15 protein-coding genes and 1 pseudogene are annotated in these 19,580 nt (G+C 59.5%); 7 read left to right on the top strand and 9 right to left on the bottom strand.

Annotated elements, in window-relative coordinates:
• Together LD28_RS0100695 and metK are read right to left on the bottom strand one after the other, a co-directional pair.
• A partial coding sequence (locus LD28_RS0100695) for a SprT protein (RefSeq protein WP_033135119.1) occupies positions 1-214 on the bottom strand: 214 nt, incomplete at its 3' end.
• A 68-nt stretch (positions 215-282) separates the two neighbouring features.
• The gene (gene metK / locus LD28_RS0100690; RefSeq protein WP_033135118.1) at positions 283-1,434 is read right to left on the bottom strand and encodes a methionine adenosyltransferase; all 1,152 of its coding nucleotides are present in this window, start codon (positions 1,432-1,434) and stop codon (positions 283-285) included.
• A 350-nt stretch (positions 1,435-1,784) separates the two neighbouring features.
• On the opposite strand from metK, the gene tkt reads away from it, so the two are divergent.
• Together tkt and LD28_RS0100680 are read left to right on the top strand one after the other, a co-directional pair.
• Entirely contained in the window at positions 1,785-3,776 is a 1,992-nt protein-coding gene (gene tkt, locus LD28_RS0100685; protein WP_033135117.1) for a transketolase, read from the top strand.
• A 427-nt stretch (positions 3,777-4,203) separates the two neighbouring features.
• Positions 4,204-4,605, top strand: a complete 402-nt coding sequence (locus LD28_RS0100680) for a hypothetical protein (protein WP_081959366.1) — start codon at positions 4,204-4,206, stop codon at positions 4,603-4,605.
• Between the two features lie 152 nt (positions 4,606-4,757).
• Here LD28_RS0100680 and LD28_RS23990 read toward each other — a convergent pair.
• A pseudogene (locus LD28_RS23990) lies at positions 4,758-5,009 on the bottom strand (IS5/IS1182 family transposase); the annotation flags it as partial.
• Positions 5,010-5,281: 272 nt separating this feature from the next.
• On the opposite strand from LD28_RS23990, the gene yqfB reads away from it, so the two are divergent.
• From yqfB to nifJ, 4 genes are all read left to right on the top strand, one after another.
• Positions 5,282-5,605 (top strand): N(4)-acetylcytidine aminohydrolase, encoded by a 324-nt coding sequence (yqfB, locus tag LD28_RS0100675; RefSeq protein ID WP_033135116.1) that lies wholly within the window; start codon positions 5,282-5,284, stop codon positions 5,603-5,605.
• Positions 5,606-5,672: 67 nt separating this feature from the next.
• Complete coding sequence (locus LD28_RS0100670; RefSeq protein WP_081959364.1) at positions 5,673-6,074, top strand: DUF1622 domain-containing protein; 402 nt, start codon at positions 5,673-5,675, stop codon at positions 6,072-6,074.
• Between the two features lie 193 nt (positions 6,075-6,267).
• Positions 6,268-7,908 carry an alpha-glucosidase gene (locus LD28_RS0100665; protein ID WP_033135114.1) on the top strand — a complete coding sequence of 547 codons (1,641 nt, stop codon included), beginning with the start codon at positions 6,268-6,270 and terminating at the stop codon, positions 7,906-7,908.
• A gap of 229 nt (positions 7,909-8,137) precedes the next feature.
• Positions 8,138-11,683 carry a pyruvate:ferredoxin (flavodoxin) oxidoreductase gene (nifJ, locus tag LD28_RS0100660; RefSeq protein WP_033135113.1) on the top strand — a complete coding sequence of 1,182 codons (3,546 nt, stop codon included), beginning with the start codon at positions 8,138-8,140 and terminating at the stop codon, positions 11,681-11,683.
• Positions 11,684-11,784: 101 nt separating this feature from the next.
• Here the strand turns inward: nifJ and LD28_RS0100655 are convergent, their stop codons facing one another.
• Positions 11,785-13,161, bottom strand: a complete 1,377-nt coding sequence (locus LD28_RS0100655) for an MDR family MFS transporter (RefSeq protein WP_193354291.1) — start codon at positions 13,159-13,161, stop codon at positions 11,785-11,787.
• A gap of 197 nt (positions 13,162-13,358) precedes the next feature.
• Here LD28_RS0100655 and LD28_RS0100650 point away from each other — a divergent pair, with 197 nt between their 5' ends.
• A complete protein-coding gene (locus LD28_RS0100650; RefSeq protein ID WP_033135112.1) occupies positions 13,359-13,961 on the top strand; it encodes an HAD family hydrolase in 603 nt (200 codons plus the stop codon).
• Between the two features lie 108 nt (positions 13,962-14,069).
• Here LD28_RS0100650 and LD28_RS0100645 read toward each other — a convergent pair whose 3' ends face one another.
• From LD28_RS0100645 to LD28_RS0100625, 5 genes are all read right to left on the bottom strand, one after another.
• The gene (locus LD28_RS0100645) at positions 14,070-14,330 is read right to left on the bottom strand and encodes a hypothetical protein (RefSeq protein WP_033135111.1); all 261 of its coding nucleotides are present in this window, start codon (positions 14,328-14,330) and stop codon (positions 14,070-14,072) included.
• 235 nt (positions 14,331-14,565) lie between these two features.
• The gene (locus tag LD28_RS0100640; RefSeq protein WP_033135110.1) at positions 14,566-15,363 is read right to left on the bottom strand and encodes a DUF1338 domain-containing protein; all 798 of its coding nucleotides are present in this window, start codon (positions 15,361-15,363) and stop codon (positions 14,566-14,568) included.
• Positions 15,364-15,557: 194 nt separating this feature from the next.
• Positions 15,558-17,027, bottom strand: coding sequence for a succinylglutamate-semialdehyde dehydrogenase (gene astD, locus LD28_RS0100635; RefSeq protein WP_033135109.1), 1,470 nt, complete (start codon positions 17,025-17,027; stop codon positions 15,558-15,560).
• Positions 17,028-17,099: 72 nt separating this feature from the next.
• Positions 17,100-18,119 carry an arginine N-succinyltransferase gene (gene astA, locus LD28_RS0100630; RefSeq protein ID WP_033135108.1) on the bottom strand — a complete coding sequence of 340 codons (1,020 nt, stop codon included), beginning with the start codon at positions 18,117-18,119 and terminating at the stop codon, positions 17,100-17,102.
• 76 nt (positions 18,120-18,195) lie between these two features.
• Positions 18,196-19,413 (bottom strand): aspartate aminotransferase family protein, encoded by a 1,218-nt coding sequence (locus LD28_RS0100625; RefSeq protein WP_033135107.1) that lies wholly within the window; start codon positions 19,411-19,413, stop codon positions 18,196-18,198.
• Positions 19,414-19,580: the final 167 nt, after the last annotated feature.

Here is a 19,580-nt window from a genome sequence, read left to right as displayed (position 1 = left end):
CGGCCAGAAACGCCTGCTGGTTGGCCTGATAGAGGGCGGGATTGAAACGCAGCTCCCAGGTTTGCAGCCGCGCCGATCCCGCCGCCCGGCCCCGCATATTGCAGTAGATCCGCGGGCGGGCAAAGGTGCGGCCAAGGCGCGCCTCGGCCTGCACAAAACAGGCTTCTACGCGTTGTTGCAGCAGGGAGGCAAGCTGGGCAGGGGTGGCAGACATCAACATCTCGTCAGGTAGCGGATAAGCAAAAGGGGAGCCAGGCTCCCCTTTTATCACAACAGCGAGCCTTACAGGCCAGCGGCAGAGCGCAGCAGTTCGGCCTTGTCGGTCTGCTCCCACGGGAACTCGTCGCGACCGAAGTGACCGTAGGCAGCGGTAGCCTGGTAGATCGGGCGCTTCAGATCCAGCATCTGGATCAGGCCATACGGACGCAGTTCGAAGTGCTCGCGTACCAGTTTGACCAACAGCGCCTCGGCGACCTTGGCAGTACCGAAGGTCTCGACGCTGATGGAGGTCGGCTCGGCTACGCCGATGGCGTAGGAGATCTGGATTTCACAGCGATCGGCCAGACCGGCGGCAACGATGTTTTTGGCAACGTAGCGAGCGGCGTAGGCAGCGGAGCGGTCAACCTTGGACGGATCTTTACCGGAGAAGGCGCCACCACCGTGACGGGCCATGCCGCCGTAGGTGTCGACGATGATCTTGCGACCGGTCAGACCACAGTCACCCATCGGGCCGCCGATAACGAAACGGCCGGTCGGGTTGATGAAGTATTTGGTGTCCTTGTTGACCCACTCGGCCGGCAACACCGGCTTGATGATCTCTTCGCGTACCGCTTCAACCAGATCTTTGTGGCTGATGGACTCGCTGTGCTGGGTAGACAGAACCACGGCATCCACACCGATGATCTTGCCTGCGTCATCGTAGGCGAAGGTGAGCTGGCTCTTGGCATCCGGACGCAGCCACGGCAGGGTGCCGTTCTTGCGCACTTCAGCCTGACGCTTCACCAGCAGGTGAGAGTAGGTGATGGGGGCAGGCATCAACACGTCGGTTTCGTTGGTGGCGTAGCCGAACATCAGGCCCTGGTCGCCAGCGCCCTGCTCCAGCGGATCGCTGCGGTCAACACCCTGGTTGATGTCCGGGGATTGCTTGCCGATGGCGTTCAGCACGGCGCAAGAGTCAGCGTCGAAACCCATATCGGAGTGGGTGTAACCGATTTCACGTACGGTATCACGCACGATCTCTTCGATATCAACCCAGGCAGAGGTGGTTACTTCGCCAGCCACCATGACCATACCGGTCTTGACCAGGGTCTCACAGGCTACACGGGCCTTGGTATCTTGCTTGAGGATCGCGTCCAGTACCGCATCGGAGATTTGGTCCGCAATCTTGTCGGGATGGCCTTCGGAGACCGACTCGGAAGTAAACAGCTTTGCCATGATGGGAATCTCAGCTTGTCTGGGTTATCGCCAGAGCAATAACCGGATGAATGGAATAATAGTAGATGTATCTACATCTGGACGTCTATCTTAAATAGCTCCCCCCCCGATTGCCAGCACTATTTTGTCGCGCAACCGCAGATGGGTTTCCAATGGTCCTCCCCCATTCCAAACGGGAGGGAAATCAAACGTTTTCTTATGATCGTTTTGGTCAAACGCGACAAAGAAAAGCGATTGTCCTCCCAAAGCCACTTTATTCATCCAGATAGTATTTGCACGCCGCGTCCCCTGCTGGGACAATAACGCGCCTTAATCTTGGCCATCAAATGAAGCAATCGCAGGAGATACAGATGCCTTCTCGTAAAGAGCTTGCCAATGCCATTCGCGCATTGAGTATGGATGCCGTTCAAAAAGCCAACTCCGGTCACCCGGGCGCCCCCATGGGAATGGCGGATATCGCCGAAGTGTTGTGGCGCAGCCACCTCAAGCATAACCCGAACAACCCCAAGTGGGCCGACCGCGACCGTTTCATCCTGTCTAACGGTCACGGCTCCATGCTGCTGTACTCCCTGCTGCATCTCTCCGGTTATGACCTCTCCATCGACGATCTGAAAAACTTCCGCCAACTGCACTCTCGCACCCCGGGTCACCCGGAGTACGGTTATGCGCCGGGCATCGAGACCACCACTGGCCCGCTGGGTCAGGGCATCACCAATGCCGTTGGTATGGCGATCGCTGAAAAGGCCATGGCTGAGCAGTTCAACCAGCCGGGTCACGACATCGTTGACCACTTCACCTACGCCTTTATGGGCGACGGCTGCCTGATGGAAGGTATCTCCCACGAAGCGTGCTCCCTGGCAGGTACCCTGCAACTGGGCAAACTGATCGCGTTTTGGGATGACAACGGCATCTCCATCGACGGTCACGTTGAAGGCTGGTTCACCGACGACACCGCCAAGCGTTTCGAAGCCTACGGCTGGCACGTTATCCCGGCTGTTGACGGTCACAGCCCGGAAGCGATCAATGCCGCCATCGAAGCCGCCAAGGCCGAGACCGGCAAGCCGACCCTGATCTGCTGCCGCACCATCATCGGTTACGGTTCCCCGAACAAGTCCGGTTCTCACGACTGCCACGGCTCACCGCTGGGCAACGACGAGATCGCCGCTGCTCGCGCTTTCCTGAAGTGGGACCACGCACCGTTCGTTATCCCGGCTGACATCGCTGCCGAGTGGAATGGTCAGGAGAAGGGCGCTGCACTGGAAGCCGACTGGGCTGCCAAGTTCGCCGCCTATGAAGCCGCTCACCCGGCGCTGGCTGCCGAATTCAAGCGCCGCACCGCAGGCGACTTGCCAGCCAACTGGGCTGCTGAATCCGCCAAGATCATCGAAACCCTGCAAGCCAACCCGGCCAAGATCGCAACCCGTAAAGCGTCCCAAAACGCACTGGAAGCCTTCGGCAAGCTGCTGCCGGAATTCATGGGCGGTTCTGCTGACCTGGCGCCGTCCAACCTGACCATGTGGTCCGGTTCCAAGTCCCTGACCAACGACGATGCCTCCGGCAACTACATCCACTACGGTGTACGCGAGTTCGGCATGTCCGCCATCATGAACGGTATCGCCCTGCACGGTGGTTTCATCCCCTACGGCGCCACCTTCCTGATGTTCATGGAGTACGCTCGTAACGCTCTGCGCATGGCCGCCCTGATGAAGCAGCGTTCCATCTTCGTTTACACCCACGACTCCATCGGTCTGGGTGAAGATGGCCCGACTCACCAGCCGGTTGAGCAGATCGCTTCCCTGCGTCTGACCCCGAACATGAGCACCTGGCGTCCGTGTGACCAGGTTGAATCCGCCATCGCCTGGAAACACGCCATCGAGCGTACCGACGGCCCGACCTCGCTGATCTTCTCCCGTCAGAACCTGGCCCAGATGGATCGTACTGCCCAGCAGTTGGCCGACACCGCCAAGGGTGGCTACGTGCTGAAGGATTGCGCCGGTACTCCGGAGCTGATCCTGATCGCCACCGGTTCCGAAGTGGAACTGGCCGTTGCCGCCTATGAGCAGCTGACTGCCAAGGGCCGTGCCGTACGCGTGGTCTCCATGCCGGCTACCGACGTGTTCGACGCCCAGTCTGCCGAGTACAAAGAGTCCGTACTGCCATCTTCCGTCACCAAGCGCGTGGCCATCGAAGCAGGCATCGCTGACTACTGGTACAAGTACGTCGGTTTTGGCGGCAAGATCATCGGTATGACCACCTTCGGTGAGTCTGCACCGGCCGAGCTGCTGTTCAAGGAATTTGGCTTTACCGTGGAAAACGTGGTTGCGACAGCAGAATCCCTGTAATAGCCCCTGTAATTCCTGAACATTGGGCCAACTTGGCCCAATAGCCGGAAAATAAAACGCCCTCCATCGCAAGATGGGGGGCGTTTTTATTCAATGGCCGGTGAGTATTGCTAGCTGATTTTTGTGTGGAGCTGCTGAGGTTCCAGATTAATAAGTAGATCCATCTCACTTTTTCTCTTCAATTTACTGTCAAGATTGGTGCCACACGGTACCATTTCTAGTTATCACAACTCTAGCTCTCAACAGGAGGCAACCCCTTTCAGGTTGTCGTCACTGTATAAACCAGGCAGGAAATAAAGGGATTGCGGCATCGTGTGCAGATGATAGCGTCCGGTCACAAATATATTTGGGGAGTGACAAATCACCGCGTGAGTCGCCATTAATTACAAAAAAGTCATTTACGTATAGCTAAATAAGGATTTATCCCATGTCATGTTTCATTTTCATCAATCAGTCAGAAAAAAAACTGCAGGTCGATAAGGAAAACTATGACCTGAGCAAGATAGCCAATGTCGAGGTCAAGACGCTTTCATGGAAAGATAAACTACTCAATATGATCATACTGGGTGCCATTGCCTCCAGTCTATTGTTTATATTTGTCCCGACGAATGAACAAGGTCAGGTCATCACATTGTTTCTCCCCGTTATTGCATTTGTTATCGGTGCCTGTGTGGCTTTGGTAATCAGTAGTAAATATGAGTTCAGATTGGAGTTTAGATATTCTGATGAAGTCGGTGTGCAGTGGTTCACCGCAGCAAAAAGCAGATCCGTCAGTGATTATCAGTTGTTCAAGACTCGAGAAGTTGAGCTTAAACGCTACATTCAATAACAGTGTATTTGGCTAACACCGGACAATATGAGACAGCACATTGAGTTTATTGATGATGTACCAAATAGTGCTTTTGTTTCCAGTCAGGTTGATCACGGCATTATTGCCTAAATCAACCAGCAAGCTACCTACTCCCCAGCCCCACGAGCACGCTACTCCTGGGGCTTTCTTACAGGCTGCCCAAGGGGGTTCAATTTGTTTATTGCGCTCACAGACGCCATCACTTCTCCCACCTGACCGTTATCTTTTCGCAACGTGATGTTGCCTGCCATTAACTGCTTGAACCGATACCTCGCCGAATACCCCGATATTCCCAGCCTTTCAACAGCGTTCTTGCGCAGCGGGATACAGACTCTTGACCCTGAGCCCGCTATCAACCGATGGCTGGAGGCCCCGTAATAAGCAGCAAACCGTTAACTGCGGCACATCCGCCACAGCGAGAGCTGGTATCCGGCCCGCACTCTTGCTAGCCTCACGGCCCTCGTTATCCGGTGCAACAGGCAAGTCATGCAGCAACAGCCCTCCCCCTCAAGAGATTGCCTGCCACGGCCAGATCTTCGACGAGACGGTGTTGTTCAGCGCCCCCCTGCGCAGTGGAACGTGGTGGCCGACCCAAGCTGCGCACCGACCTGAACCTTTAATCTCGATTCACACTTCAATCCTTATCGGAGTATCCATGACGACCCATTCTTATCCCGAGTTCACCTTCTTCAGCCGCTTCGTTGCCGACATTCAGGCGGGCCGCAAGACCATCACCATCCGCGACGAGAGCGAAGCCAACTGGCAACCCGGCCAACGGCTGGCGCTGTTTACCAACCCGGAACACCAGCCCTTTGGCACTATCGAAGTGATCTCGGTCAATCCGGTCGCCTTTGATGAACTGAGCGACGAGCAAGCCCGTCAGGAGAACATGACCCTCCCAGAGCTTAAACAGGTGATCCGCGATATCTACCCCGATCTGCCGCCGCTCTATGTGATTGAATTCAAAATGATTGCCTGAGCCGGATTTGGCCTTTGCCGAGCAATATGTTAATAGTGTCCTCTTTTGAATCAGGGAGGTGACCCGAGTGTTTGAGATAGCGAGCCTGAGAGAGGGGATGATGCACGGGGTCGAGCTGTTCCAGCTGCTGCTGGAGATCATCTCCATCGCCTGTGTGGTCATTGGCCTCTTTAAAACTCTCTGGCTGGCGGCGCGGGTGCGGGATCACCAGCCCGGCTTCCCGCGCATTCGCCTCTGCTTTGGCAGCTGGCTGATCCTGGCGCTGGAGTTCCAGCTGGCCGCCGATATCCTGGCCACCACGGTCGCGCCGAGCAAGGAGGAGCTGATCCGCCTTGCCATCATTGCGGTGATCCGCACCTTCCTGAACTACTTCCTCGGCAAGGAGCTGGAGGCACAAGCGGAACGCCAGCAAGAGAAGGCAGAGCGCCAGCAGGAGCCAAGCGCCGAGCAGACCGGGGCCACCCGATAACAGCACATGCCAACAGGCATATGAGCAGACCCCCACCCCGACCACACCCGTGGCTCGGGGTGCCCTTTGTGACCCTCCCCTCACTTTTGGCAATCAGCCAACTATGGAACCCTTTTCAAGGTTTCCCCTGCCCTGTTGACTGCCCGTTCATCTGGGTAAGATAGAAAATCTTCTCCCCCAACCGGCCAAGCTGATGAACCCGCAACCCCTCCACACGCCCGATATCGACCTCGATAGCTGCGTCATCTACCAGATCTACCCCATGAGTTTTCAGGATAGCGATGGCGACGGCATGGGCGACATCAACGGCATCCGCCAGCGCCTCGACTATCTGGCCACCCTGGGGGTCGATATGCTCTGGCTCACCCCCCTCTATCGTTCCCCCAAACGGGACAACGGCTATGACGTGGCGGACTACCGTGCCATAGACCCCGCCTTCGGCACCCTGACCGAGATGGAGCAGCTGATAGCCGAAGCGGCCGCTCACGGCATCGGCATCATGATGGATATCGTCGCCAACCACACCTCCACCGAGCATGAGTGGTTTGTGAAGGCGCTGGCGGGGGATCCCCGCTATCAGAGCTATTACGTGTTTCGCGACCAGGCCTTCGTCGACGCCCACCCGGTTACCTCGATTTTTGGCGGCAGCGGCTGGCAATACGTACCCCAACTTGATCGCTACTACCTGCACAACTTCGATCCCAGTCAGGCCGATCTGGACTGGGACAACCCGGCGGTGCGGGCCGAGATGGCAGAGGTGATCAACTTCTGGCTGGGCAAAGGGATCAAGGGATTTCGCTTCGATGTGATCGACATGGTGAGCAAGGAGTGGGACCGGCTTGCCATGAGCAATGGCCCGCGCCTGCACGACTATATCCGCGAGCTCAATGCCGCCAGCTTCGGCGGCAAGGGGATCATTACGGTGGGGGAAACCTGGGGAGCCGATCTCGCCCATATGCAGAACTATTCGAACCACGATGGCAGCGAGTTCAGCATGGTGTTCAACTTCGAGCATCTGGGGCTGGGCAGTGACAAGTGGACCTCCCGCTTCGATCCCCTCGCCTTCAAACGGGCTATGGCCCGCCACCAGCAGGGGTTGCATGGCCGTGGCTGGAACAGCCTGTTTCTGAATAACCACGACCTGCCCCGCGCCGTCTCCCGCTTTGGCGACGACAGGCCCGAGTGGCGTGAAACCAGCGCCAAGCTGTGGGCCATGGTGCTGCACATGATGCAGGGCACTCCCTTCATCTATCAGGGGGAGGAGCTCGCCATGTCCAACCGCCACTGGCAGCCGGGCGAGCTGCGCGATGTGGAAGCCATCAACTATCGCGCCAGCCAGTCAGGGCTGGCTCCTGCCGAGCTGAGTCGGCGGCTCGATGCCATCGGCCGCGACAACGCCCGTACCCCAATGCAGTGGGACGCTGGCCCCCACGCCGGTTTCAGCACGGCCACGCCCTGGATTGCCCTCAATGCCAACCATGTCGAGATAAATGCTGACGAACAGCTGGCCCGCCCCGACTCGCCGTTTCACTGCTATCGCCAGCTCATCGCCCTGCGCAAGGCTCACCCGGTCATTCGCCACGGCAATTTCGAGCTGCTGGATGGGGACGACCCCGAGCGCATCAGCTATCGCCGCCACTGGCAGGATCCGGCCAGCGGAGAGCGGCACACCCTGCTGCTGCTCGCCAATCTCACGGCGAACCCCTTGCCGATGCCCCACTTCGACAAGGTGGCAGACGAGATGCGGTTGCTGCTGGCCAATTACCCAAGCGAACCGATGCCACTCTTCGCCCCTTATCAGTGCGCCATCTGGCTGCAAGTGGATCAGGGTTAACCCCGTGCTGAGGGGCCATGCCAATGGCCCGTCAACCGCTACCCCGTCGGCTACCAGCAGAAAATCACGCACCCACGCGGCGGGATTAAATTAACCACTATTACTGACTTATTAATTGATTATTTATCCCGTTTGATACGCTCTCATTGCCCCTCTTACTATGCCAGCGACCTATCCATTGCCGATGCAACTATCGGCCTTCAAACTGGCATAGCAAAGTGGAAAACAGATGATCACCACAGACGGGAATAACGCAGTCGCCTCGGTGGCGTACCGCACCAGCGAAGTCATCGCCATCTACCCCATCACCCCCAGCTCGGCCATGGCTGAGCAGTCGTCGGCCTGGTCGAGCGAGCGGGGCAAGAACCTCTGGGGGGATGTGCCCCGGGTTGTCGAGATGCAATCGGAAGGGGGGGCTATCGCCGCCGTCCACGGTGCCCTGCAGACCGGCGCGCTGGCAACCTCGTTTACCTCGTCGCAGGGTTTGCTGCTGATGATCCCCAACCTCTACAAGCTGGCGGGTCAGCTCATTCCCTTCGTGCTGCATGTGGCGGCGCGTACCGTGGCGACCCATGCGCTATCGATCTTTGGCGATCACTCGGACGTGATGGCGGTGCGCCAGACCGGCTGCGCCATGCTCTGTGCCAGCAATGTGCAGGAGGCGCAGGACTTTGCCCTGATCTCCCAGATAGCGAGCCTCAACAGCCGCCTTCCCTTTATCCACTTCTTCGACGGCTTTCGTACCTCTCACGAGATCGCCAAGATAGCGCCGCTCGCTGACGACACCCTGCGTGCCCTGCTGCCCGCAGATGCCATCCGTGCTCATCGTGACCGTGCGCTCACCCCCGACAAACCGGCCATTCGCGGCACCGCCGCCAACCCGGACACCTACTTCCAGTGTCGGGAGGCGAGCAACCCCTGGTATGACGCTGCCTATAGCCATGTGAACGAGGCGATGCAGGCTTTTGGCGAACAGACCGGCCGCCACTACCGGCCGTTTGAATATGTCGGCCACCCGCAGGCGGAGCGGATAGTGGTGCTGATGGGCTCGGCCATCGGCACCTGTGAAGAGGTGATCGAGCGCCTGCTGGCCCAAGGGGAGAAGGTCGGTCTGGTGAAGGTACGGCTGTTCCGTCCCTTCTCGGCCGGGCACCTGTTGGCCGCGATTCCCGAGAGTGCCCGCACCATCGCCGTACTGGATCGCACCAAGGAGCCGGGCGCTCAGGCCGAGCCCCTCTATCTCGACGTGATGACGGCGCTGGCCGAAGCGGTCAGCCGGGGCGAGCGAGCAAGCCTGCCGCGGGTTATCGGCGGTCGCTACGGCCTCTCCTCCAAAGAGTTCGGCCCCGCCTGCGCACTGGCGGTGTTTGCCGAGTTGGCGCAAGAGAACCCGCGCCCGCGCTTTACCGTCGGCATCTTCGATGACATCACAGGTCTCTCGCTACCACTGCCCGCACTGAATTCGCAAAGCCCCATCCACGGCCAGCAACACAAGCTGGAGGCGCTCTTTTACGGTCTTGGCAGCGATGGCACCGTCTCGGCGGCCAAGAACAGCATCAAGATCCTCGGCAACCACACCGACCTCTATCCGCAGGGCTATTTCGTCTACGACTCCAAGAAGGCGGGCGGCCTAACCGTCTCTCACCTGCGGGTGGGCGAGCGGCCGCTGCAATCGGCCTATCTGGTGGAAGAGGCGGACTTTATCGGCTGCCATCAGTGGCAGTTTGTCGACAAGTACCGGATGGCGGAGCGCTTGAAAGCGGGCGGCATCTTCCTGCTCAACACCCCCTACAGCGAGGCCGAGATCTGGCAACGACTACCCAGCGAGGTACAGCACGCCCTGCGCGAGAAAGAGGCCCGCTTCTACATCATCAACGCCGCCAAGATTGCCCGCGACTGCCAGCTCGGTAACCGCATCAATACCGTGATGCAGATGGCCTTCTTCCAGCTCAGCGCCATCATTCCCCCCGCAGAGGCGACCAGCCTGCTGAAGCAGGCCATCGCCACCAGCTATGGCAGCAAAGGGCAGACGCTGGTCGAACGCAACTGGCAGGCACTGGAGGCAACCTGCGCCGCTCTGACCCGAGTGCCGCTGGGCGAGCGGGATCCCGTCAGCCGCCCCCGCCCACCGGTGGTTTCCGCCAAGGCCCCCGATTTTGTCCAGACCGTCACCGCCGCCATGCTGGCGGGGCTGGGTGACAGCCTGCCGGTCTCAGCCTTCCCGCCGGATGGCACCTGGCCGGTCGGCACCACCCGCTGGGAGAAGCGCAACATAGCCAAGGAGATCCCCATCTGGGAGGCGGAGCTCTGTACCCAATGCAACTACTGTGTCGCCGCCTGTCCCCACTCGGCCATTCGCGCCAAGGTGGTAGAGCCGGATGCCCTGGCCGATGCTCCCGCCACCCTCGATGCGCTGGATGTGAAATCCCGCGACATGCGCGGCCAGCAGTACGTGCTGCAGGTGGCACCGGAGGATTGCACCGGCTGCAATCTCTGCGTCGAGGTGTGCCCGGCCAAGGATCGCAGCAACCCGGATCGCAAGGCGATCAATATGACTTCGCGAATCGATCACCTCGACGAGCAAAAGGCCAACTACGACTTCTTCCTCGACCTGCCAGAGCGCAGCGCCGAGCAGCTGGAGCGCATCGACATTCGCACCTCCCAGCTCATCTCGCCGCTGTTCGAATACTCCGGCGCCTGCTCCGGCTGTGGCGAGACCCCCTACATCAAGCTACTGACCCAGCTCTATGGCGATCGGCTGCTGATTGCCAACGCCACCGGCTGCTCGTCCATTTATGGCGGTAACCTGCCCACCACCCCCTATACCACCAACGCCGAGGGGCGCGGGCCGGCCTGGGCCAACTCGCTGTTTGAAGACAACGCCGAGTTCGGACTGGGCTTCCGTCTCACCGTCGATCAGCACAGGGAGCGGGTGCGCCGTCTGCTGGCGAGCCTGGGCGACACCATACCGGCAGCGCTATGCGAGGCGCTCGGCGATACTACCCTGCCGGTTTCCGAGCAGCGGGCCCATATCCAACAGCTGCGCGCACTGCTGCAGGAGAGCAAGAGTCCGGCAGCCCAAGAGCTGGCCCGCGATGCGGACTATCTGGTGGAAAAATCGGTCTGGCTCATCGGCGGCGATGGCTGGGCCTACGACATCGGCTTTGGCGGGCTCGACCATGTGCTGAGTCTGGGGGAGAACATCAATGTGCTGGTGCTCGACACCCAGTGCTACTCCAACACCGGCGGCCAACAGTCGAAGGCGACCCCGCTTGGGGCCATTACCAAGTTTGGCGAGCAGGGCAAGCGCAAGGCGCGCAAGGATCTCGGGGCCAGCGTGATGATGTATGGTCACGTCTATGTGGCGCAGATCTCCCTCGGCGCCCAAATGAACCAGACGGTGAAGGCGATTCAGGAGGCGGAAGCCTACCCGGGGCCGTCGCTAATCATCGCCTACAGCCCCTGCGAGGAGCACGGCTACGACATGGCCGAGAGCCACGAGCAGATGAAGCAGCTGACCGCCACCGGCTTCTGGCCGCTCTACCGCTTCGACCCGCGCCGCGCTGACGAGGGCAAACTGCCGCTGGCGCTCGACTCACGGGCGCCCAATGCCTCGCTGGCCGAGACCTTGCGCCACGAGCCCCGCTTCCAGCGGCTGGAGCGCCAGCTGCCGGAGGTGGCCAGCCAGCTCTATGAAGAGGCGGAGCAGGAGGCCAACCGCCGCTTCGCCTGGCTGAGCCAGCTGGCAGGCAAGGAGAGCCCGACGCAGGAGTAACTCGCGCATGGCTTGATGCCTTCTCACCATGCTGTTGCCACATAACAATCAGGGCTCCCCGCGGGGAGCCCTGATGCTATCTATCGATCGTTATTGCCAGATCAGGCATTGATGGAGGCCAGCTCATGGCGCTTGAGCGCCAGCAGGGTGAGCAGCAACGCCAGCGTGGCGATCAGCGCCATCCCGATATAGGTGGCACTGAAACCGGGGGCCAGCAACTGCGGGCTCAAGGTGCTGATCTGACCGGCACTGCCCGGGGGCAGCTGGGAGTGAAACAGCATGGAGCAAATAGCCACGCCGACGGCACCGCCGAGCTCCCGCCCGAAGTTGAACAGCGACATGCCAATGCCGCGATCCTCCCGTGGCAGGGCATTTTGCACCACCACCGCGAGGGATGGCAGCACCAGACCAAGGCCGATACCGGCAAAACCGAGCGCCAGCTTGATCCAGGCATCGAAATGGATCTGCCAGAGCGCAGCCGCTACCAGGGCAAAGCCTGCCGCAACAAAGCTCTTGTAGTGACCGGTGCGACCGACCAGCTTGCCGCCGACAAAGGCGCCGGCGGTGATGGAGATCATGAAGATCACCATGATCACTCCGCTCTCACTGGCACTTTGCCCCTTCTGCCACTGCATCTGCAGCGGCAGATAGACCAGCACGGCAAACATCAGCAACTGGGAGAGCATCACCAGCAGCACGCTCACCAGATAACCGGGCCGCCGCGCCAGATGAGCTGGCAGTATGGGATCGTGGGCACGCCGCTCGATCAGGATCAGCAGCAGCAGGGCCACCGCCAGCGCCACCGCCAGCCAGATGGCGGGCAGAACCGTCTCCGGCGAAAGCAGCAACAGAGTCAGGGTGGTGACGGTAATGAGCAGCGCCGCCCCCTTCCAGTCGAAGCGGCTGTGACGACGGACATTGAGCTGCTTGAGGTTGCGATTGATGAGGAAGATCGCCAACGCACCAAGCGGCAGGTTGATCCAGAAGATCCAGCGCCAGCTGAGCTGCTCGGTAAAGTAGCCACCGAGCAGTGGGCCAGCGATGCTGGAGACCGCATAAACCGCCGAGATGTAGCCTTGATACTTGCCCACCTCTCGTGGCGGGATGGTGTCGGCGATGACGGTGAAGGCGAGCGCAATCAGGCCACCGCCCCCCAGCCCTTGCAGCACCCGCGCTGCCAGCAGGGTCTGCAGATCCTGGGAGAGCGCACAGGCCACCGAGCCCGCCAGAAACAGGCCGATGCCGATATTGAGCATCCGTACCCGGCCAAAGAGATCGCTCAGCTTGCCATAGAGGGGCAGCACGGCGGTGGCTGCCAGCAGGTAGGCGGTCACCACCCAGGTGAGGGCGGCACCGGCGTGCAGCTCGGCGCCAATCATGGGAAGCGGGGTGGTGACGATGCTCTTTTCCAGTGAGCCGAGCGCAATCACCAGCGCCACACTCGAGAAGATAGTTTTGGGGGATATTTTCGAGGTCATAAGAGTACTCGCTGATCTGAAATGCCAAAGTGCCAGGCAACAACCTATTAATCACAATCGCACAAATGGTTGATTATTATCTCACAAATCAGCGGAAGATAAAAAAACAGCTACCACAATCTGCCCAACCATGAGGCCGATCCCACAAACCGCCGACTGTTTCTGCTAGCCTGCCCTATTTGATTCGAGGAGCCCCCATGAGCGAGCGAGAGCAGTACGGGTTTGATCACTACGATGCCCTGATTTTCGATATGGATGGCACTTTGGTAGATTCCATGCCCCTTCATCTGGATGCCTGGGAGCTCACCTGCGCCGAGTTCGGCATCCCCTTCGAGCGGGATCAGCTCTATCAGTACGGCGGCATTCCCACCCGCAAGATCATCGCCATGCTGGCCGAGCAGCAGGGGCTGACGGTGGATGTCGAGGCCTTTACCCGTCGCAAGATTGCCCTCTACATGACGCATATCGACAAAGTCAGCGTTTTTCCCCAGATGTGGGAGCTGGTCAGGCACTATCACGGTAAGGTGAAGATGGGGATTGGCACAGGATCACCGCGCAGCCAGGCGGACGCCATTCTGAAAAGCACCGGGCTCGACGCCTATATCTCGGTGGTAGTAAGCGCCGATGATGTCACCAACCACAAACCGCACCCCGACACCTTTTTGCGGGTGGCCGAGCTGCTCGGCGCCAATCCGACAAACTGTCTGGTGTTTGAAGATACCCGGATCGGGCTTGAGGCGGGCAAGGCAGCAGGAATGGATACCATGCTGGTCATCGAAGGTGAGCTGCACCAGAGATAAGCAACTCAGGGCAAACAGGCAAACAGGCAAACAGGCAAACCGATAAAAAATGGTGCCATGACAATGGCACCATTTTTTTACCTTACGCGAGCATGGCGCTGAGGTTGTTCAGTGCTCGGACAGCGTGGCGATCGCCGCCGGGATAGCAGCAACCGTCAAACAAAGGGCCTCAGCCTGCCCCCCATCCTGCAACGCCTGATGATTGCGCAGCAGCTTAAGGGCTTCAGCCGGGGTATCTGCAAAGGTAGGGGCGGCGATGGCGGCAAATCCCTGCTCGACCAGTTGACGACGCTCATCACTATAGCTGGGCGCGTTGGCATCTAGATATGTAAGCGCCTGACCTTGCTTGAAAAAATGATAGTTAGGCATCGAATGACCCCGCAAAAAGAAAGCGCCATTCTACCCCTTTTTGCTCCACCGCCAGCGTCAATATGTGACGTATCTGGTGATCACGTTCACATTTTTATCAACAACTTGTCGTCGGCGAGGTGCCGTACAAATCCCTTTATATCAACGACTTCAGGCAACGCCCGCCACTGCGACACAGCGCCAAACAAAACGCCTCCGGCGAGGAGGCGTTGCGACAGAAACAGGGTTGTTCCCGTTACATGGCATTCGTCGATTCGAAGATCTTGTCGGCCGAGGCCTCGACAAAACCAGGATAGAGCACGCCGTCAGCCTGCGGATAGCGCAGGGCAAACTCGTAGAAGCAGCTCGGAATGGTACGCACCCCATCGCTGAACGGCACGTCGGCTTTGTCGGCCATGGTGGAGGATTGCTCCAGCATTACCTGCGGATCCCCTTTCACCTCGCCACCCACGCTATTGAGCACGAAACCTGCCGCCTTCAGTGCCGCGTTGACCTGATGGATGGTGTCGAAATCCTTCAACTTGTTGATATTGACTGTGAAGTGGTTGGCACGATAGCCCCATGCCGCCATCCAGGCCGCATACTCGCTCTCCGCCAGCAGAGTCTGGTAATCGGCATAGGAGACCTGCCAGGGGGCGCCGGTGTAGAGAAATGCCGGGGTATCGGTCAGATGATCGGGCACCTGCTCCGCCAGCTTGTGGATGATGGCCTGGGCAGCCGGGGAGAGCTCTTCGACCTTCAGCTCGCTGATAAACACCTTGGGAGCGTCCGGATCTTTATGCTCGAAGTGCTTGGCGTAGAGCTTCTTGGCCTTGAAGACGTACTCGCCCTTCTGCTCGTAACCGAGCGCCAGAAAGTGGGCAGCCAGCTTCTCCAGCCCCAGCTTGGGCAGGTTGTAGGTACGAAACGCCACGTGATCGTTGACGATAGGCTCGCCGCCACCCAGCAGGGTGTGCACCTTGAGGGCGCTCGGGGTCACCTTGATGTAGTTGTCCCACAGATGGCTGAACAGGGTGTCGATATCCTTTTGCATCTCTCTTTCCTTTGCTTGCGGGTACAGATCGGGGCACCGCTGGATGCCCCGTGTCGTGATTGTCAGAAGTGCAGGCCGGGCGACAGCTGATCCGGCATTGCGGCTTTGCTGTCCTCCACAGAAGCAACCGGGGATATGACACAGTAGTCGGCGGCGTTGAGCCATCTCTGCTGCATTGGCATCCCCATTTTCTCTTAAAACGTCAAGCCAGGAGACAGCTGCTCCGGCATAGCGGCCTTGCTATCTTCGACCGACGCAACCGGATAGGCACAGTAGTCAGCAGCGTAGTAGGCGCTCGCTCTGTGGTTGCCGGAGGCGCCGACGCCACCAAACGGCGCGGCACTGGAGGCGCCGGTGATGGGTTTGTTCCAGTTGACGATACCGGCGCGGATCCGCTTGAAGAAGTGGTGCCAGTCCGCCTCCTTGTCCCCCAGCAGACCGGCCGAGAGACCATAACGGGTGGCGTTGCCCTGATCGATGGCGGCATCAAAATCGTCGTAGCGAATGAGTTGCAGCAGCGGGCCGAAGTACTCTTCGTCCGGCAGCGAGCTGACCGCCGTCACGTCGATGATGCCCGGGGAGACAAAGCCGGTACCTGATTCCAGATGCTTGAGGGTGAGCAGGCTTTCGCCACCCAGCTGTTGCAGGTTGGCTTGTGCCTCGACCATGCCAATCGCAGCTTTCTCGCTGATCATCGCCCCCATGAAAGGCTGCTCGGCGGCGTCATAGAGGCCGACCTTGATCTGGCCGACCACCTCCACCAGTCGCTTGACCAGCACATCGCCACGCTCGCCGCGCTCGACAAACAGACGGCGGGAGCAGGTGCAGCGCTGACCCGAGGTAATGAAGGCGGACTGGACGATGGCATGCACAGCGCCATCGATGTCGCTCACATCTTTCACGATCAGCGGGTTATTGCCGCCCATCTCGAGGGCCAGAATTTTGCCCGGTTGACCGGCAAACTGCTGATGGAGGAAATGGCCGGTGCGGGACGAACCGGTAAAGAAGAGGCCGTCGATATCGGGGTTGCCAGCCAGCGCCTTGCCGGTCTCCACCTCCCCTTGCACCAGATTGAGCACCCCTTTGGGCAGCCCGGCCTCCTGCCACACCTTGACCATGGCGTCGGCCACCATGGGGGTCAGCTCGGAGGGTTTGAATACCACGGCGTTACCGGCGATAAGCGCAGGCACAATATGGCCGTTGGGCAGATGACCCGGGAAGTTGTAGGGGCCGAACACCGCCACCACGCCGTGGGGCTTGTGGCGGACAAACGCCTTGGCGCCCGGCATGGCATTTTCAACGGTGCCGGTGCGCTCATCGTGCGCCCGGATGGAGATGGCAATCTTGCCCTGCATGGCCGCCACTTCGGTGCGGGTCTCCCACAGCGGTTTGCCGGTTTCGCGGGCGATGGTCAGCGCCAGCGCCTCTTTCTGCTCGCCGAGCAGGTCGGCATAACGACGCACTATGGTCAGGCGATCCTCAAGGCTCATGTCCGCCCAATGGTAGAAGGCGGCGCGGGCGGCCTTGACGGCAGCATCCACTTGCGCCGCGCTGGCGGCAGCCCCCTGCCAGATCACCTCGTTCTTGGCCGGATCCCGTGACTCGAACAGCTTGCCTTCACCGGCAAGCCATTGACCGTCGATAAATTGTACTGACTGGCTCATCCATTCACTCCCTGTCGCTGGCAGGCAGCCTCGGCTGCCTGTCTGATAATCGGTTTGCTTGTCCTGTTTGCCTCAGTCGAGGTCAACCACCCGCACCATGTCGCCATCCTGCACCTTGAGTGCTGCCGCCATCTTGGGCGGGATGATGGCTTCGTGCTTGTCGAGATCGACCCGGATATTGCCGTAGCAGGCACGATAATGTTCGAAACGGCTGTTGCAGATCAGGTGGGTCTTGCCACCGATGGGCTCACCCACCAGTACCCGTAGCTTCTTGCTGCGGCGCACGCTGCGGATATTCTTCACGTCGCACTCGACGGTGGGGCCCGCATCGAAGATATCGACGTAGCCACGATTCACGAAGCCCTCATCCTGCAGCATCTTGATGGCGGGGCGGGTCTTCTCGTGGGTCTGACCGATAACGGCCCGCGCCTCGTTGCTCAGTAAATTGACGTAGATGGGGTACTTGGGCATCAGCTCGGCGATAAAGCGCTTCTTGCCGATGCCGGTCAGATAGTCGACGGTGGGAAAGTCCATCGAGAAGAAGTGGGTCTGCAGCCACTCGTAGAAGGGGCTGTGACCGTTGGCATCGGAGACGCCGCGCATCTCGGCGAAGACGGTCTCGTCAAACAGCTCCGGGTGCTCGGCCATAAACAGAAAACGGTGCTTGGAGAGCAGGCGGCCGTTGAGCCCCTCGCGGGCACATTCGCGCAAGAACAGGGTGCAGAGCTCGGAGTTGCCGGTGTAGTCGTTGGAGAGGGTCAGGGTTTCAACGACGTTGTAGATGCCGAGCTTGGGAGAAGAGTGCACCACCTTGCCAATGTGGTAGTTGTAAAACGGCTGGGAGAGGCCAACAGCGGCATCGATGGCACAGGTGCCCACCATCTCGCCGGTCTCCAGATCCTCGGCCACGAAGAAGTAGAGGCAGTCCCCCTTGCCAGCGGGCTTGTCGGAAAAGGTCTGGGTAGAGGCGTCGATCTTGCGCTGCAGCAGCTCATCGTTGACGGGCAACGAGGTCATGCCGGTGCCGGACTCGATGGCGCAGGTCTTGAGCCCGGCAAAATCTTTTTGCTCGATGGGACGGATAACCAACATAAATGACAACTCCCTTTCATTGACGACAGGTGGGGTCCCGGCTCCTGCCGGGAGAGCTCCCCACCTCAATTTGGAATCAGGCGTTAACCACCTGGGCAACCGCCTTCTCGAAGCGGGCCAACCCTTCATTGATGTCCGCTTCCGGGATCACCAGTGAAGGAGCAAAACGGACCACATTGGTACCAGCTACCAGTGCCATCAACCCCTGATCGATAGAGGCCAGCAGGAAGTCGCGCGAGCGTCCCTTGTAGGCATCGCTCAGGGCGGCACCCAGCAACAGACCCTTGCCGCGGATCTCGCTAAAGCAGTGGTACTTGGCGTTGATCGCCTCGAGCCCGTCGCGGAACAGCTGCTCGCGCTGCTTGATGCCCGCCAGCACCTCGGGGGTGTTGATCACATCGATCACCGCTTCGGCTACCGCACAGGCCAGCGGGTTGCCGCCGTAGGTAGAGCCGTGAGTGCCCACTTTCAGGTAAGCCGCTATCTCGTCGGTGGTCAGCATGGCGCCGATGGGGAAACCGCCACCCAGTGCCTTGGCGCTGGTGAGGATGTCCGGCGTAACGCCGAGACCCATATAGGCATAGAGATCACCGGTACGGCCGACCCCTGACTGCACTTCGTCATAGATCAGCAGGGCATTGTGTTTGTCGCACAGCGCGCGTACCCCTTTGGCAAACTCGTCGGTAGGACGAATGATGCCACCCTCCCCCTGCAGCGGCTCCATCACCACGGCGCAGGTGTTGTCGGAGATCACCTCGGCCAGTGCTGCCAGATCGTTGTAGGGGACGTGGGTGATGTCACCGGGCTTGGGGCCGAAGCCATCGGAGTAGGCAGCCTGACCGCCAACGCTGACGGTAAAAAAGGTACGACCGTGGAAGCCCTGATTGAAAGCGATGATCTGGGTCTTCTGCTCACCAAACTTCTCGATGGCGTAGCGGCGAGCCAGCTTGAGGGCGGCTTCGTTCGCTTCGGCGCCGGAGTTGCAGAAGTAGACCTTGTCGGCGAAGGTGGCGGCGACCAGCTTCTTGGCCAGACGCAGGGCTGGCTCGTTGGTCATTACGTTGGAGAGGTGCCACAGCTTCTCACCCTGGGTTTTCAGGGCCTCGACCAGCTTGGGGTGACAGTGACCCAAACCGTTGACGGCGATACCACCGGCGAAGTCGACATACTCGCGCCCTTCCTGATCCCAGACACGTGACCCTTCACCACGCACCGGGATGATCTTGGCGGGTGCATAGTTGGGAACCATCACTTCATCAAACACTTCACGTGTCACTGCCAACAACTCTGACATATAGCTCTCCTTCGATTCGGCGACAGAATAATCCACCGCCCAAAAGTTAAATCCGTGTAAACGTGACGGGATTATCACAGAAATAAAGTAAAAAGTCTGTAACAAGACGGCCTATGAGGAACAATGTTCGATTGCCATTGAGATTTTAGGCAACCGCATTGCATAAC

Origin of the sequence: Aeromonas finlandensis (assembly GCF_000764645.1) — a bacterium.
Classification (GTDB): Bacteria; Pseudomonadota; Gammaproteobacteria; order Enterobacterales; family Aeromonadaceae; genus Aeromonas; species Aeromonas finlandensis.
This window is presented reverse-complemented; position numbering and strand designations above follow the sequence as displayed.

Bases quoted from the DNA above. Each gene is read 5' to 3' on its own strand.
- astA (WP_033135108.1), bottom strand. From the start codon at position 18,119: ATGTTGGTTATCCGTCCCATCGAGCAAAAAGATTTTGCCGGGCTCAAG.
- metK (WP_033135118.1), bottom strand. From the start codon at position 1,434: ATGGCAAAGCTGTTTACTTCCGAGTCGGTCTCCGAAGGCCATCCCGAC.
- LD28_RS0100650 (WP_033135112.1), top strand. From the start codon at position 13,359: ATGAGCGAGCGAGAGCAGTACGGGTTTGATCACTACGATGCCCTGATT.
- yqfB (WP_033135116.1), top strand. From the start codon at position 5,282: ATGACGACCCATTCTTATCCCGAGTTCACCTTCTTCAGCCGCTTCGTT.
- LD28_RS0100645 (WP_033135111.1), bottom strand. From the start codon at position 14,330: ATGCCTAACTATCATTTTTTCAAGCAAGGTCAGGCGCTTACATATCTA.
- tkt (WP_033135117.1), top strand. From the start codon at position 1,785: ATGCCTTCTCGTAAAGAGCTTGCCAATGCCATTCGCGCATTGAGTATG.
- LD28_RS0100640 (WP_033135110.1), bottom strand. From the start codon at position 15,363: ATGCAAAAGGATATCGACACCCTGTTCAGCCATCTGTGGGACAACTAC.
- LD28_RS0100655 (WP_193354291.1), bottom strand. From the start codon at position 13,161: ATGACCTCGAAAATATCCCCCAAAACTATCTTCTCGAGTGTGGCGCTG.
- LD28_RS0100680 (WP_081959366.1), top strand. From the start codon at position 4,204: ATGTCATGTTTCATTTTCATCAATCAGTCAGAAAAAAAACTGCAGGTC.
- nifJ (WP_033135113.1), top strand. From the start codon at position 8,138: ATGATCACCACAGACGGGAATAACGCAGTCGCCTCGGTGGCGTACCGC.
- astD (WP_033135109.1), bottom strand. From the start codon at position 17,027: ATGAGCCAGTCAGTACAATTTATCGACGGTCAATGGCTTGCCGGTGAA.
- LD28_RS0100665 (WP_033135114.1), top strand. From the start codon at position 6,268: ATGAACCCGCAACCCCTCCACACGCCCGATATCGACCTCGATAGCTGC.
- LD28_RS0100625 (WP_033135107.1), bottom strand. From the start codon at position 19,413: ATGTCAGAGTTGTTGGCAGTGACACGTGAAGTGTTTGATGAAGTGATG.